This is a genomic window from Pseudomonadota bacterium (assembly GCA_013285445.1).
GTDB lineage: Bacteria > Pseudomonadota > Gammaproteobacteria > Xanthomonadales > Wenzhouxiangellaceae > Wenzhouxiangella.
Genome location: CP053448.1, coordinates 2388518 through 2402268, shown reverse-complemented (window position 1 = coordinate 2402268; position 13751 = coordinate 2388518). Strand labels below are relative to the sequence as shown.

General features: G+C 64.6%; 14 protein-coding genes. 6 read left to right on the top strand and 8 right to left on the bottom strand.

What is annotated here, in order from left to right; translation table 11 throughout:
- The 5 genes from hslV to HND55_10775 all read right to left on the bottom strand — a co-directional run bounded on the left by hslV (position 1) and on the right by HND55_10775 (position 3764).
- Positions 1-543: an ATP-dependent protease subunit HslV gene (hslV, locus tag HND55_10795; GenBank protein QKK03088.1), complete on the bottom strand. Its 543-nt coding sequence runs from the start codon at positions 541-543 to the stop codon at positions 1-3.
- 155 nt (positions 544-698) lie between these two features.
- Positions 699-1595 carry a tyrosine recombinase XerC gene (gene xerC / locus HND55_10790; GenBank protein ID QKK03087.1) on the bottom strand — a complete coding sequence of 299 codons (897 nt, stop codon included), beginning with the start codon at positions 1593-1595 and terminating at the stop codon, positions 699-701.
- 2 nt (positions 1596-1597) lie between these two features.
- On the bottom strand, positions 1598-2278 hold the full coding sequence (locus tag HND55_10785; GenBank protein ID QKK03086.1) for a DUF484 family protein: 681 nt from the start codon (positions 2276-2278) through the stop codon (positions 1598-1600).
- Positions 2257-3102 carry a diaminopimelate epimerase gene (gene dapF / locus HND55_10780; protein ID QKK03085.1) on the bottom strand — a complete coding sequence of 282 codons (846 nt, stop codon included), beginning with the start codon at positions 3100-3102 and terminating at the stop codon, positions 2257-2259. The genes HND55_10785 and dapF overlap by 22 nt, the downstream gene beginning before the upstream one ends.
- Positions 3099-3764, bottom strand: coding sequence for a class I SAM-dependent methyltransferase (locus tag HND55_10775; GenBank protein ID QKK03084.1), 666 nt, complete (start codon positions 3762-3764; stop codon positions 3099-3101). The genes dapF and HND55_10775 overlap by 4 nt, the downstream gene beginning before the upstream one ends.
- 161 nt (positions 3765-3925) lie before the next feature.
- On the opposite strand from HND55_10775, the gene HND55_10770 reads away from it, so the two are divergent.
- From HND55_10770 to HND55_10745, 6 genes are all read left to right on the top strand, one after another.
- Complete coding sequence (locus HND55_10770) at positions 3926-4585, top strand: carboxylesterase (GenBank protein QKK04085.1); 660 nt, start codon at positions 3926-3928, stop codon at positions 4583-4585.
- Entirely contained in the window at positions 4582-5292 is a 711-nt protein-coding gene (locus HND55_10765; protein QKK03083.1) for a response regulator transcription factor, read from the top strand. Before HND55_10770 ends, HND55_10765 begins: the two co-directional genes overlap by 4 nt.
- A complete protein-coding gene (hemC, locus tag HND55_10760) occupies positions 5289-6203 on the top strand; it encodes a hydroxymethylbilane synthase (GenBank protein ID QKK03082.1) in 915 nt (304 codons plus the stop codon). The genes HND55_10765 and hemC overlap by 4 nt, the downstream gene beginning before the upstream one ends.
- Positions 6204-6468: 265 nt before the next feature.
- A complete protein-coding gene (locus HND55_10755) occupies positions 6469-7215 on the top strand; it encodes a uroporphyrinogen-III synthase (GenBank protein ID QKK03081.1) in 747 nt (248 codons plus the stop codon).
- Positions 7216-7312: 97 nt separating this feature from the next.
- Entirely contained in the window at positions 7313-8494 is a 1182-nt protein-coding gene (locus HND55_10750; GenBank protein ID QKK03080.1) for a hypothetical protein, read from the top strand.
- Positions 8491-9678, top strand: a complete 1188-nt coding sequence (locus HND55_10745; protein QKK03079.1) for a tetratricopeptide repeat protein — start codon at positions 8491-8493, stop codon at positions 9676-9678. The genes HND55_10750 and HND55_10745 overlap by 4 nt, the downstream gene beginning before the upstream one ends.
- Here HND55_10745 and egtD read toward each other — a convergent pair.
- The 3 genes from egtD to HND55_10730 all read right to left on the bottom strand — a co-directional run bounded on the left by egtD (position 9635) and on the right by HND55_10730 (position 13747).
- On the bottom strand, positions 9635-10612 hold the full coding sequence (gene egtD, locus HND55_10740; GenBank protein ID QKK03078.1) for an L-histidine N(alpha)-methyltransferase: 978 nt from the start codon (positions 10610-10612) through the stop codon (positions 9635-9637). The genes HND55_10745 and egtD overlap by 44 nt on opposite strands.
- Positions 10613-10621: 9 nt before the next feature.
- A complete protein-coding gene (locus HND55_10735; protein ID QKK03077.1) occupies positions 10622-12070 on the bottom strand; it encodes a sigma-54-dependent Fis family transcriptional regulator in 1449 nt (482 codons plus the stop codon).
- Positions 12071-12211: 141 nt separating this feature from the next.
- Entirely contained in the window at positions 12212-13747 is a 1536-nt protein-coding gene (locus tag HND55_10730; GenBank protein ID QKK03076.1) for a hypothetical protein, read from the bottom strand.
- Positions 13748-13751: the final 4 nt, after the last annotated feature.

Below are 13751 nucleotides of genomic sequence, written 5' to 3'. Positions count from 1 at the left end.
TCAGCTCGTTTCCAGTGTTTCGATGGTGAGATTCTGGTTGGTGTAGATACAGATTTCGCCGGCGATGGTCAGCGCCTCCCGACAGATTCGCTCGGCATCGAGCTCGGTATGCCGCAGCAGCGCACGCGCTGCCGACTGGGCGAAAGGACCGCCGGAACCGATCGCGATCAGTCCTTCCTCGGGCTCGATGACGTCACCGTTACCGGAGATGATCAGCGAGGCGTCCCGGTCGGCGACCGCCAGCAGCGCTTCGAGCCGCCTGAGCAGGCGATCCGTACGCCAGTCCTTGGCCAGTTCAACGGCCGCCCGGGTCAGGTGTCCGGAGTGCATTTCGAGCTTGCCTTCGAAGCGCTCGAACAAGGTGAAGGCGTCGGCGGTGGCGCCGGCGAATCCGGCCAGCACCTGGCCCTTGTAAAGGCGTCGGACCTTGCGGGCGTTGGATTTCATGATCGTGTTGCCCAGCGACACCTGGCCGTCGCCGGCGATCACGACCTGGTCGCCACGTCGAACCGAAATAATGGTCGTGCCGCGATACTGTTCCATGCGTGGACTCGCTGCCGTAGGGTGAGGGAAGAACATGGGGTCACCGCTCGGTGAGGACAATCCGGCAGGACGGTGCACTGGTTCTGGATTCCGGGTTCCCGGCGGGCTTCGATTCCCGATTACCCGGAGGCCGGGAATCGTCGGCCGCTACCCCATCACCCCTTCTTCTTCGCCCGCGGGTGGGTCTGGTCGTAGACTTTGGCCAGGTGCTGGTAGTCCAGGTGAGTGTAGATCTGCGTCGTGGTGAGGTTGGCGTGACCCAGCAGTTCCTGCACCGCGCGCAGGTCGCCGGAAGATTCGAGAATATGAGAGGCGAAGGAATGCCGCAGCTGGTGCGGATGCACATGCCGGTCCAGCCCCTGCCGCTTTGCCCAGTAGGCGACGCGTTTCTGAATTGCTCGCACGCCCAGCGGACGACCTTTCAGGCTGGTAAAGATCCGTTCCTGGTTGGCACCGGCGATCGTTCCGTGGACGGATCGCCAGCGCTTCAGCGCACTGACGCAGTGGCGGCCCATCGGTACCAGCCGTTCCCGGCGCCCCTTGCCGACGACCCGCACCAGCGCTTCGCGCATATCGACGCGGTCCCAGGTGAGTGCCGCCAGCTCGCTGACGCGCAGGCCCGACGCGTAGAACAGCTCGAGCATGGCACGATCACGGGTTGCCAGCTCGTCCTTGTCCGGGATATTGATCAGTGCCAGAACCTGTTCGATATCGAGGACCTCGGGCAGGCGCCGGCGCATTTTCGGGGCGCGTACTCCGCGTGCCGGGTCCTGGCTGATCGCCTGTTCGCGCCGCAGATAGCGAAAGAATCGCCGCAGGGCAGACAGCCGTCGCTGCACCGAGCGTGGGTTGAGCCCGCGGCGATGCTCACTGGCGGCGAACGCCCGAATGTCCGACTGGGTGAGCGCGTCCGTCGCCGCGATGTCATGCTGGTCGCACCACATTTGTAGTCGTTGCAGGTCGCGCCGATAGGCATCCACCGTGGCCGGGCTGAGTCCTGCCTCTTCGGTGGCGTGGTCGATGAATGCGGAAACGGCCTCCGCCAGGCGCATGCTCAGGCTCGCTTGCGCTGACCCGCCGGGCCCTGCTCGAGCCGATGACGGATGGTCGTGCCGAGCAGCTCCAGGAACAGAGTCCCCATGCCGGGATGAAAGCGGCCGTCGGACGGGGCGCCAATGGCCAGCAGGCCGGTGGCGCTGATCGGCACCAGGGCAGCCGAACCGATGGACTCATGGCGATTCGGGAAGAGAGCCGACAGCTTGGCGCGGGTCAGGCGGCCGAACTCGATGCGGCCAGATTCAATCACCTTTTCGAACCACTCTGGCGGCGCATCCTCATGCACCGTCACCGCATCAACGGTTTCCAGGGCAGGGTGCGGACGCAGCAGGTGCAAACGCACGCTCAGCGCTTCGAAGTCGCTGGCCAGGCGCTCGATCAAGCGCTCGATGAATTCGCGGGTGCTGCGGGTTGTCATGATCTCGAGCGTGAGCTGATGCAGGCGCTGCATCAAACGCTCGTTTTCACCGGCGATCCCGGCCAGGGTTTCGAGCTGCGCGCGCAGCTTTCGATTCTCCTTGCGCAGCCTTTCGACCTGGATTTCGATCAGCGATTGGGCGCTGATGCCATGCGGGATCTCGAGCGTGTCCAGAAGGTCCGGATGGCGCTGCAACAGGTCGCTGTGCGACCGCAGCCAGGTAACGACCAGGTCCTCGTTCACGGTGGGGTTATCGGCCATTCGATCTCTCCTTCAAACACCCATCGGGCCGGGCCGGTCAACGCGACCGGGTGCCCCTTGCCGGCCCAATGTACCACAAGCGCCCCCCCTCGCTGCCTTATCGTGACAGGGCTGTTGACCTGACCCAGGCTGATCAGCACCACCGCTGCGGCGCAAGCGCCGCTGCCGCAAGCCGGTGTCGGGCCGGCGCCGCGTTCATCCACCTGCAGGTCGACCCGATCGCTCCCCGTCGGGCGGGCCAGTCCGATGTTGGCGTCGAAATCCGGTCCGAGGTGTGTTCTGACGATCCCGGCAATCCGGCGCAGCCGGTTTTCGCTGACCGGATGCGAGGTCAAAGCCACAACATGTGGATTGCCAAGCTCTACCGGATAGGCAGCAAGGGTTTCCTGGTCGAGAGTCAGCTGTAGCGGCCAGTCGGTCACTGCGCCGGGTAAAGCGCCGAAACCCGGTATGCCGATGGTGGCGGTGATCCGGTCGGGGTCCCTGCAGCTCAGTTCGACCCCGCCGGCAGGCGTGTTCACTCGGGCGTGATCGACCTTCTCGCCGCGCTGTGAGAGCCACAGTGCCAGTGCGCGCATGCCATTGCCGCATTGTTCGGCAACGCTGCCGTCACTGTTGTAGATCGCAACCCGGCACGATTCGCCGGGATCGCTGGCGGGGTGAACGACCAGCAGCTGGTCGAACCCGACACCGCGTCTCCGGTCGCCGAGCCAGCGCACGCGTTCGGCGTTGAGCTTGGGATCGGCCCTTCGCGCGTCGATCAGCATGAAGTCGTTACCCAGCGCTTCAAGCTTGGTAAAGGCCAGCCGCGGGGGTGTTTTCATTCCTGCCCGGCCAGGTATCCGGAGACCATCCAGTGGCGTTCAGTCGGCCGGGACAGCTGCAGGTCCGCAAGGCCGGCGCGATCGAGCTGTGCGTGTATCTCTTCAGCGGTCCAGGCCGCGCACAGGCTGTTGTAGAAGTCTTCCCTGAGTATCCGCGGCTCGTCGCCTGAACTGGCTTCGACCATTGCGCGCGCGGCAGCGGGTGATGCGGGCCGGTGCAGATCCATGACCTGAACGTAGGCACGGGCGGTGGCCAGGTCACAAAGGGCATGCCACAGGACCATCGGGTCGGGCAGGTGGTGCAGCAGGCTGTTTGAGACGACCGCATCAAATGGGTGGTTCTGACCGTGATCCGGCAGGCGAGCCTGTATCAGCTCGATGCGATCGGCCAATCCGGCCTGTTCTGCGGCCTGACTGGCCAGTGCAATCATGTTCGGGCCGGCATCGAGACCGACGATTTGCCAGCCCGGCAGCGCGCGGGCCAGGCGCAGACAGATGTCGCCGGGACCGCAGCCCAGGTCGATCAGGCGGCCGCTGCCGCTGCCGAGATGCGATAATGCCGTTTCGACAAACAACGCGTTCGGGATGCTGAAGTCAGCTCCGGCGTACGCGGCCGCCTGAGCCGGGTCATCCATCAGTTCAGGTTCGGGAATTCTCTGCATCGTCGTCGTTTTCGACAGGTGGCTCATCCCGCGTCGCCGGGTCGTCGGGCAGGTACAGTTCGCCCTTGAGACCGCACGCGGCAAGCGACAGGCAGGCCGAGACCAGTGCACAACGAACGATAGTAGGTAAACTTGCAGCCATGAATGATTCCAGCTCGGAAATGCCTGATCGAATCGTGCACGAAACTGGTCCGGATCCGCGTCACGCCGTAGTCTGGCTGCACGGCCTGGGCGCAGACGGACACGATTTCGAGCCGATTGTACCCCACCTCGGTAGTGCCGCCCGGCGGCCGGTCCGCTTTGTCTTTCCACACGCTCCGGTTCGTCCAGTCACCATCAATGGCGGCATGCCGATGCGGGCGTGGTACGACATTGCCGGCATGGATATCGGTCAGAAGCAGGATCTCGAAGGGATTGTCGCTTCGGTGCGGCTGACTGCCCGGCTGCTTGACGAACAGATCGCTCTCGGCGTGCCGGCTGAACAGCTCGTTCTGGCCGGATTCTCGCAGGGTGGCGCCATTGCCCTGCGCTGCGGCCTGGCCTGGTCGCAGGCGCTGGCTGGCGTGGTGGGATTATCGACCTACCTGCCCGAGGCCGACACCCTGTCGCGGTGGGCTCATCAGGCTTCCGCGTCGGTCCCGGTCTTCATGGCACACGGCAGCCAGGATCCGGTTGTGCCGGTGGCGCTGGGCGAGGCCGGCGCCCGGCAGCTCGAAGCGGCCGGCTATCTTGTGCAGTGGCAGACCTGGCCAATGGCGCACGCCGTCTGCGCCGAGGAGATTGCCGCTCTGGATCACTGGCTGGAGGAGCGTTGGGCGTGAGCGGCCGGCTGCGTGTAGTGATCATTGACGACGAACTGCCCGCTCTGGGACGGCTGGCGCGGCTGGTCGAGGCCGACGCGCAGGCGGAACTGTGTGGACAGTGCAGCGATCCGGCCGACGCCGTTGATCTTTGCCGGCGGGTCGAGCCGGACGTAGTGCTGCTCGACGTCGAGATGCCGTCGGTCGATGGTATTGGCGTCGCGCGACGGCTGCGTCGCCTGAACCACGCGCCGGCAATCATCTTCGTTACGGCTTTCGAGCGCTATGCCGTCGAGGCCTTCGAGGTGGCGGCCGTCGATTACCTGGTCAAGCCGGTACGCCCGGAGCGGCTGAACAAAGCGCTGGCGCGTGCCGCCAGTCAGCCTGGCGGTCGCGAACCCTGTCTGAAGACACGCCTGGGCGATCGTGTCCTGACCATACCGGTTGGCGATATCCGCGCACTGATCGCCGAGGACAAATACACAGTTGTGCATTTCGATCAGGGTCAGGCGCTGGTCGAGGATTCGCTGGTCCTGCTTGAGCAGCGTTTCCCGCAGCATTTTTTACGCACACACCGCAAGGCACTGGTCGCGCGCCGCTACCTGCGCGGCCTGTTTCGCGACCAGGATGGTCAGGAGCGGGCAGTGCTCGACGGCAGCGACTGTCATCCGCCGATCAGCCGGCGCAGCCTGGCCGCGGTGCGGCGCTGTCTGGAGGGTGAGGCGTGAACAGGCTGCGTATCGCCACTCGCAAGTCTCGCCTGGCAATGTGGCAGAGTCAGCATGTTGCCGAGCTGTTGCGTCGCCATCACCCGGAGCTGGCAGTCGAGCTCGTTCCGCTGAGCACCCGCGGTGACGAGGTGCTTGATCGCTCGCTCGCCGAGATCGGAGGCAAGGGCCTGTTTCTCAAGGAGCTCGAGCACGCCATGCTCGCGGGGCAGGCCGACGCTGCAGTTCATTCGCTCAAGGACGTGCCGGCTGAATGTCCGTCCGGGTTCGAGCTGGCCGTCTTTCTCGAGCGCGCTGACTGGCACGACTGGTGGGTGAATGCCAGCGGTCTGTCGCCGGGGGAAATGCCGGCCGGGGCGAGCGTTGGCACCTCCAGCCTCCGACGCCAGAGCCAGCTGCTGGCCCTCTACCCGGAGCTCAAGCCGGTTGCCGTTCGCGGTAATGTGCACACTCGCCTGGCGCTGCTCGAGCGCGGCGACGTCGATGCCCTGATTCTGGCTGCCGCCGGCCTGGATCGGCTCGGCATCCGTCCGCCCGGCACGCTGCCGCTGTCGCCACCGGCGTTTCTGCCGGCACCCGGCCAGGGCGTGATTACGGTTCAGATCCCGGCGGACAGCGATGAACTGAAGGCGGTTCTGGAGCCGCTGGGCTGTGCGCAGACGACGCTGGCTGTGCGTGCCGAGCGGGCCGTCGTTGCCGCCCTGGGCGGCGATTGCCGCATGCCGCTGGCCGCGTTGGCCGAGGTCACGGGCGATCGTCTCAGTTTGCGCGCGCGGCTGGCGAGCCCGGACGGGCGGCAGGTGGTTGACGCGAGCGGGGAAGGGGCGACAGCTGATCCCGAGCGGCTTGGCAGGCAGGTGGCTGAGCGCATGCTAGACGGCGGTGGAATGTGCATTCTGTCACAGATTTAAAATATTTCTCCGAACTCGCGGGCCGACTTTGTGGACATTTGATTCGGGTTGTGTCAAAGTACCCGTCAAGACTCGCGCTAGGGGAAGAAACCGATCAGCTTTCCGGGCGTCATCCACGGTTCAATTTGTTGAGGTGCGTCCCCCTACTGCCAACGCCAACACGCAAGCCCCCAGCACTTTGGCAAGTTGTGCCCGGCGCCCGGATTTTTCACCAGAAGGCCTGCCCGATCGGCGGGCTTTCTTTTTTTGGGCGTCCTGACCCCTGATGAACGCGCACTCACTGGTTCTGGTCACCCGCACCGCACCAGCCGGCATTGCGCTGGCCGCACGGGTTGCCGAAGCGGGCTTTGAAAGTGTGCATTGCGCCCCGTTTCGTCTGGAAGGGCCGGCCAACCCTGCGGCGAAGGCGAACGAGCTGAGAGTCTGCCTGCCGGCTGACCGGGTCATCCTGACCAGTCAGGAGGCGGTGCGGCGTGCGGTCGAGCTCGTCGGCGTCGAACCCTTCAACCGGTCACTGGTCATCGTGCCGGGCCGGGGAACCGCCGAGGTGGCGCAGCAGGCCGGTCTCAAAAACGTGATTTACCCGGATCGTCACGGCACCAGTGAAGCCATGCTCGGTATGGAGGAGCTGCGCGAGGTAGACGGGCTGGACGTCGTGATCCTGGCCGCTGCCGGTGGTCGGGGCCTGATCGGCCAGGTGGTCGAGCGACGGGGTGGAACGGTCGAACGGGTGCATGTCTATCGGCGCGTACCGTGCGCCCTGCCTGATGATCTGGAGACGCGAATCGGGCGGGCGTGTGCGCTGGTCACCCTGGCTGCCAGCCGCGAGGCGGTCGACGGGCTGTGCAGGTCACTGTCGCCACCGGCACGGGGCCGAGTGCTGGGCGGCACGGTAATTGCGCCGTCCGAGCGGGTGCTTGCCCATGCGCGCGGGCTTGGTTTTGCCCACTGCCTGACGGCTGCCGGAGCCAGTGATGAGTCGATGCTGCGGGCACTGGCGCGCCACGCGTGACGATCCGGCAGGTGATCAGGTGCCCTGGCTACATGTTAGCTGCGTTTTGCGTTAATCTCACTCCAGGCTTTCAACGGCGGCCGGACCGGTTTTACCGATGAGCGACAACAACGGGCAGACTGCTGCTGAACAATCCGAATCAGCCGCCGCGGATCCGCATGCCGTCAACGAGCCGGAGGCGAACGGCCCGGAGCAGCGGCCGGCTGCGGCTAATCGGCGAACGGTCAGTGCCGGCATCGCCCGGCTGGCGCTGGTCCTGGCGCTGGCCGCGGCGGTCATGTCCGGCTGGCACTGGTATGCCGGCCAGCAAGACAGTGCGCCACCCGTTGGCGAAACCGATGAGTTTCGATCCCTGCAGACCGAGCTGAACGGAATCATCGAGCGTGTCGAACGGCTCGGCGTGCAGATCAATGATCTATCACGCCAGTCCGCGAGCCTGGCCGCTGCAGCCGACGATACCGAGATTACCCTAGCCGGGATGCGTGACCGGCTGGCTGCGCTGGAGGAGTCTGAAAGCCGGCGCAGTGATCGTATAGCGCAGCTGGAACGCCGTGTCGAGGAAGCTGTGGAACGGCTGGACGAGGCAGCGGGCGATCGACGTCAGGCCGACCGCGAGGTTGCGCGCCGAATCGAGCTGCATGAGGTCTCCGGGCTGCTGCGCCTGGGCCAGGCCCGGGCTGAGCTGGCCGGCGACTTTGCCTCGGCCCGTCGCGCCTATGCGCGGGCTGCGGATCAACTTCGGCAGATTGAAGATCCAAGACTGGAACGGGCGCGCGGCCTGCTGGCGCGTGAGGCCGAAGCCCTTGCGGTCATCCGCGAGCCTGGCTGGGCCGAGCTCGCTGCACGCCTGTCCCAGTTGGCAGCCGAGTCTGATCGCTGGGATGCGGCCGGGGCAACCAGGACTGATCCGGCCGCTGAGCCGGCCGAAAGCGGGAGCGACGGATGGCTGGCACGTGCCGGTCACTCTCTGGGCAAGTTGGTGCGAGTCGAGCGGCGTGATGGCCTGCCCCCGAGCAAAGAGATTCTTGACGGTCTGCGCGAGCGCGTGCGGCTGCGCCTTCTGGCGGCGGAGTTGGCCATTTCCCGGCGCAGCATGTCCGAGTTTAGGCACCATGCCGCTCGGGCCATAGCCGTTATGGAGGCGTCATTCGATACCGATTCCGAGTCCGTCCGACGCGTGATCGAGGTGCTCGGTGAAGTGGCGGACCTGCAGCCGCCAGAGCCACCTGAGCTTGGGCAAGCACTGGCTGAAATCAATCGCTACCTGGCCTCGTCGTGAAGCGTCTGCTGCTGATCGTGCTGGTCATTGCCGGCCTTCTTGCGGCCGGATTTCTGGCGCCGGCCCTGGTGCGCGATCCCGGCCTGGTCCTGATTGAATTCGGATCATGGCGCGTTGAAATGTCGCTGCTGGTCCTGGTGCTGGGCGTGCTCGTGGCGTGGCTGTTGATGTCCCTGTTCACCGCGTTGCTGAGGTTGCCGGGCAGAACGCTGCGACGAGCGCGCGACCGGCGCAGCCGGCGACAGCTCGAAAACGGTTTTCTTGCTCTGGCCGAAGGCGACTGGCGCGGGGCCGAACGTGCCCTGAGGAAGTCACTGCAGCACCAGGATTCGCCGGCTGGCTATCTGGCGGCAGCGCGGGCGGCCCAGGGGCAGGGCGACAGTGATCGCCGGGATCGCTGGCTGGCGTTAGCCGGTGGTCGTTTCGGGCGCCGATCGTTTATTGCCGGCCTGGCCCGGGCCCGATTGCTGATTGGCGAAGGGCGAACCACTGAAGCGGTGCCGGTCCTCGAAGAGCTGCACCTGAAAAAGCCGCGGCACAATGGCGTGCTGCGCCTGCTGTTGGAAGCCTATCAGGATGCCGCTCGCTGGCGCGACCTTCGCTTGCTGACCCCGGCACTGCGACGCGCCGGTGTGGTCGACCGACAGCGCGCCGACGATCTGGCGGTGCTGGCGGCGGAGCGAGAGCTCGATGCCTGTGTTGATGTCGCTGAACTCGAGACTGTCTGGAAGGAACTGGGCCGACGCCTGCACCGGCGGCGCGAGCTGGTCGCCGCCTTCGCTCGCCGCAGCGCGGAACTGGGCCGACCGGAATTGGCCGCAAAACCGCTCCGGCTGGAGTTGTCCGAATCGCTCGATGACGAGCTGCTGGGTTTGTACGCCAAGGCGGATGAAAGCGAACGGTCGGCGCGCATTGCCGAGTGCGAGCAATGGCTGGAAAAGACGCCCGACCACGCCGGCTTGCAGCAGACGCTCGGGATGTTGTACCTGGCCGAGCGGCGTTACGACGAGGCCCGCGGCTGTCTGGAGCAGGCAGTCAGGCAGCGGCCGAGCAGCGAGGCTTACGAGGCCCTTGGGCGAGTGCTGGACCGGGCCGGAAAGCTCGAAGCGGCGGCTCAATGCTACCGTAATGCGCTGCGGCTCAGGAGCGGGCGTGGCGTCGAGCCGCTGCCGCCGCCGGAATGAGCCAGTGCATGCTGAACAGGCCTTCGGGATCCTTCCAGACCTGGCCGGATTCCAGTCCCGCGCGCGCTGCCAGTCGCTGAAAGGACTCGACGGAGTACTTGTGGCTGCTTTCGGTATGAATGCTGTCGCCGGGCGCGAACCTGAATTCCCGTTCGTCGATGGCGATGCAGGTAGCACGCCGGGCGACAAGATGCATTTCGATCCGTTCGAGCGGCTCGTTGAAGCGGGCCTCATGCGCAAACGCGTCGACATCCAGGTCTGCGTCAAGGTCGCGGCGCAGGCGGTGCAGCAGGTTGAGGTTGAATGCCGCGGTCACGCCTTGCCTGTCGTCGTAGGCAGCGCGCAAGCGCTGCGGTGACTTGATCAGGTCGACCCCGATCAGGATCGCGCCACGTTCGCCAGCGATGCGGGCCATACGGGTCAGAAATGCGACCGCTTCGTCGTGCTCGAAATTGCTGATCGTCGAACCTGGGTAGTACACAACCCGTTTGCGTGGCGGGGGATCGAGGCGAACGGCATCCTCGGGAATCGGGCGGGTATAGTCGGCCTGAACCGGGTGAATCGGGATATCGGGAAATCCGGCCTCCAGTTCCCGCGACGAGGCGGCCAGAGCGGCGGCCGAGATTTCGATTGGCGTATAGGCGCGCACTGTCTCGAGGCTGGCCAGCAGCTTGCGCGTCTTTAGGCCGGCGCCCGAACCGAATTCGATGATATGCGCGCACGGGCCGATCAACTGCGCCATGGCCGGAAGATGCCGTTCATGCAGCGCCAGGTCGGCGCGCGTGACGTAGTAATCGTCGGTACGGCAGATGACCTCGAACAGCTCCGAGCCGCGCGCGTCGTAGAGATACTTGCAGGGGATGGTCCTGGGCGTCGCCGACAGCCCCTCAATGACGTCGGCACGAAAGGCCTCATGCTGTTTCGATGGGGTCATGCCGGGCACTCAGTCGATGTCGTATTTCTTGAGCTTGTAGCGCAGCGACCGAAACGAGATTCCGAGCTGGCGCGCGGCTTCGGTCTTGTTGTACTTGGCCTCGATCAATGCCTTTTCCAGAATGCGCTTTTCGATGTCTTCCATGTAGTCATCCAGGCTGCGATCCTGGGGCGGGGAGACGTCGATGCGGTTGTCGGCCAGCGCCGACTGCTCGAGGTTGAGGTCTTCGACGCTGATTTCGTCACCTTCGCACAAGGTCACCGCACGCTGGAGAATGTTGACCAGTTCGCGCACGTTGCCCGAGAAATGGTGATTCTGCAGTACATCCATGGCCGCCGTACTGAGCTTGCGGGCTGGCTCGCCCCATTGTTCACCGATCACGCCAAGAAAGTGTTCGGCAAGCAGTCGGATGTCGCCGCGCCGCTCGCGCAGCGCCGGCATCGGCAGTTCGATGACATTGAGCCGATAGTACAGGTCGTTGCGGAAATCGCCCGTCTCAACCAGCGGCTTGAGTGTCTTGTGCGTGGCCGAGAGAATGCGCACGTCGATCCGGGTCTCGGCACGCCCGCCAATTGGACGAACCGTTTTTTCCTGGATGACCCGCAACAGCTTGACCTGCATGTTGAGTGGCAAGTCGGCGACTTCGTCGAGAAACAGCGTGCCGCCATTGGCTGCCTGAAACAGGCCCTCCTTGTCGGCATCGGCGCCGGTGAAACTGCCTTTGACATGCCCGAAGAACTCGCTTTCCATCAGCTCGGAAGGAATCGCGCCGCAGTTCACGGCCACGAACGGTTCCTCGGCGCGCGGACCCAGGTCGTGAATCAGACGGGCTGCAAGCTCCTTGCCGGTGCCCGATTCGCCGCTGATCAGCACCGGCGCCTGGCTGCGTGACAGCTTGGATATGGTCTGGCGAACACGATCCATGGTGGTCGAGCGTCCGACCAGACGCTGCAGCAGCAGCGTGTTGCCCGCGCTGACAGGCTGGTCCGGGCGCGCTTGGGGCGCCGGCTCTGCCTGCCGCTTTGCTTTGGTCTCCTCAGGCTCGGCTTCGGTTTCGGCTTCGGCGTCCGACTTCTCGGCATCGTCCTGGCGCAGCTTCAGCGCCGTGCGCACCATGTTACGCAGCACTTCGAGGTCGACCGGCTTGGATACGAAATCGAATGCGCCGTATTTGAGCGCCGTGACTGCGTCTTCGACCTTGCCGTAGGCGGTGATCATGGCCACCGGCAGGTAGGGAAAATCGCGGCTGATCTCCTTGATCAGGGTCAGGCCGTTGCCGTCAGGCAAGCGCATGTCGGTCAGGCAGAATGCGTAGCTGACGCCACTGGACAGCAGCCGCCTCGCGGCGGCGAGATCCTCGGCGGTATCAACGTCCAGCCCCATGCGGCTGAGCGTCATATCGAGCAGTTCACGCAGATCAGGCTCGTCGTCGACTACCAGTGCGCGCATTTCAGCCATTCTTTCCTCTCTGATCCGGTTCAGGACTCGGTCTCGGCGCTGGTCTCGGACGACTTGCCGGACCGGGCTGCCTGGTCGTCCGAGTCTGGGCGCCGCAGCAGGATGCGAAAGCAGGCGCCGGCTTTGGGGATCTGAACATACTCAAGCGGTGCCTGGTTTGCGTCGCACAACTGGCGGGCCAGGTAGAGTCCGAGCCCCGAAGCCCTGCTTGTGGGTGGTGAAGAACGGTTCGAATACCTGCGTGCGCTTTTCCAAGGGTATTCCGGGCCCATTATCGATGATATCGAGCGCGATTTCACGGTGTCCGCGAATCGGACTGACCCGCAGGGTGATAACAACGGGCCCGCCGTCAGTGGAGGCGTGCTTGAGCGCGTTTTCCATCAGGTTCCATACCGCCTGGGTGAGCTGACCGGAATCGATCAGAACCATGATCCCGGCCGAGGGTATTTCGAGCCGCACGCGATCGGCGTCGAGCTTATGATACCGCCTGAAGTCGGCAGCGAGCTTGCGGATCCAGCTGATCAGATTGACCGACTCGATGCGCGCCCGCTCGCGTCGCGACAGCTTGAGGACGTTCTCGACGATATCGTTCATTCGTGCGGTGTGATTGAGCATCATCTTGACCAGCTTGCGGTCAGCGTTGCTCAGCTCGTCCGATTCCTGAAGCAGCTGGGCTGCATGGCTCAATGCGCCGAGCGGGTTTCGGATTTCGTGGGCGATGCTGGCCGAGAGTCGCGCGAGCGATGCCTGCGCAAGATCGCGAGCGCGCCGGTTGACCACAGAGGTGTCCTCCAGAAAGATCAGCGTGGTCTTGCTGTCGTTGTCGCCTGGCATGGCCATCATGCGTGGGACCACCGCTGACTGAGTAGCCTGCAGCAGCAGCCCCTCTTCGGCGGCCTTGCCGGTTTTTCGCCAGATCCTGAGGCGCTCTGCCAAAGTCGGCGATATGACTCGCAGATTGCGCTCTCGCACCGGCGGATTGCCCAGCAGATACCAGGCTGTTTCATTGATCAGGCGGATACGATAGTCGGCATCGACGACGAGCACTCCCGAGCGCAGGCGGTGAATGATCAGTTCGTTGATATGACCGAGGTTGGCGAGGTCCAGACCCCGGCGCTCGGCCAGCAGCTTGTATTCCCGGCCCCATTTGCCAATCAGCGAGGCACCGACAGCAACCGCGAAGGCCGCGACGCCATACAGTGCAGCCTGAAAAAGCACAGGGGTTTCCGGTGAGCCGCGACTGGTCAGCCAGGCGTCGGCCAGCAGCCCGATGCTTGCAAGGGAGGCGAACAGCAGCGTGGTGCGCAGATCCAGGATCAGTCCCGCGATGCAAACGGTAAACAGCAGCAGTACCACGACAGCACTGGCAAAGGCACCAAAGGCATGCAGCAACAGACCGACCAAAATCAGGTCGGTGGCCAGGGAGAACGAAGCCAGCTCGGCGACCGCGATCATCCGGCGCAGGTGCAGCACAAAAAAGGCAACAGTCGCCCCGGCATAGGTCAGGGAGGCGGTCTGTGACAGGAAGGCCCTGTAGGCCGGAGTGATCTGATCGGGCAATGCGCTGAACACGGTATACAGCGCAATGGCGGCGATGAGCACGCGGAAACCGTTGAGGTAGTAAAGTGCCCGGTGTACGATCTCCTCGTCGGCGACCAGTGTACCAAATACCTTCAAATCG

Excerpts from the sequence above, each read along its gene's own strand:
- egtD (QKK03078.1), bottom strand. The coding sequence starts at position 10,612 with ATGACCCCATCGAAACAGCATGAGGCCTTTCGTGCCGACGTCATTGAG.
- HND55_10755 (QKK03081.1), top strand. The coding sequence starts at position 6,469 with ATGAACGCGCACTCACTGGTTCTGGTCACCCGCACCGCACCAGCCGGC.
- HND55_10770 (QKK04085.1), top strand. The coding sequence starts at position 3,926 with ATGCCTGATCGAATCGTGCACGAAACTGGTCCGGATCCGCGTCACGCC.
- HND55_10750 (QKK03080.1), top strand. The coding sequence starts at position 7,313 with ATGAGCGACAACAACGGGCAGACTGCTGCTGAACAATCCGAATCAGCC.
- HND55_10785 (QKK03086.1), bottom strand. The coding sequence starts at position 2,278 with ATGGCCGATAACCCCACCGTGAACGAGGACCTGGTCGTTACCTGGCTG.
- dapF (QKK03085.1), bottom strand. The coding sequence starts at position 3,102 with ATGAAAACACCCCCGCGGCTGGCCTTTACCAAGCTTGAAGCGCTGGGT.
- hslV (QKK03088.1), bottom strand. The coding sequence starts at position 543 with ATGGAACAGTATCGCGGCACGACCATTATTTCGGTTCGACGTGGCGAC.
- xerC (QKK03087.1), bottom strand. The coding sequence starts at position 1,595 with ATGCGCCTGGCGGAGGCCGTTTCCGCATTCATCGACCACGCCACCGAA.
- HND55_10775 (QKK03084.1), bottom strand. The coding sequence starts at position 3,764 with ATGCAGAGAATTCCCGAACCTGAACTGATGGATGACCCGGCTCAGGCG.
- HND55_10735 (QKK03077.1), bottom strand. The coding sequence starts at position 12,070 with ATGGCTGAAATGCGCGCACTGGTAGTCGACGACGAGCCTGATCTGCGT.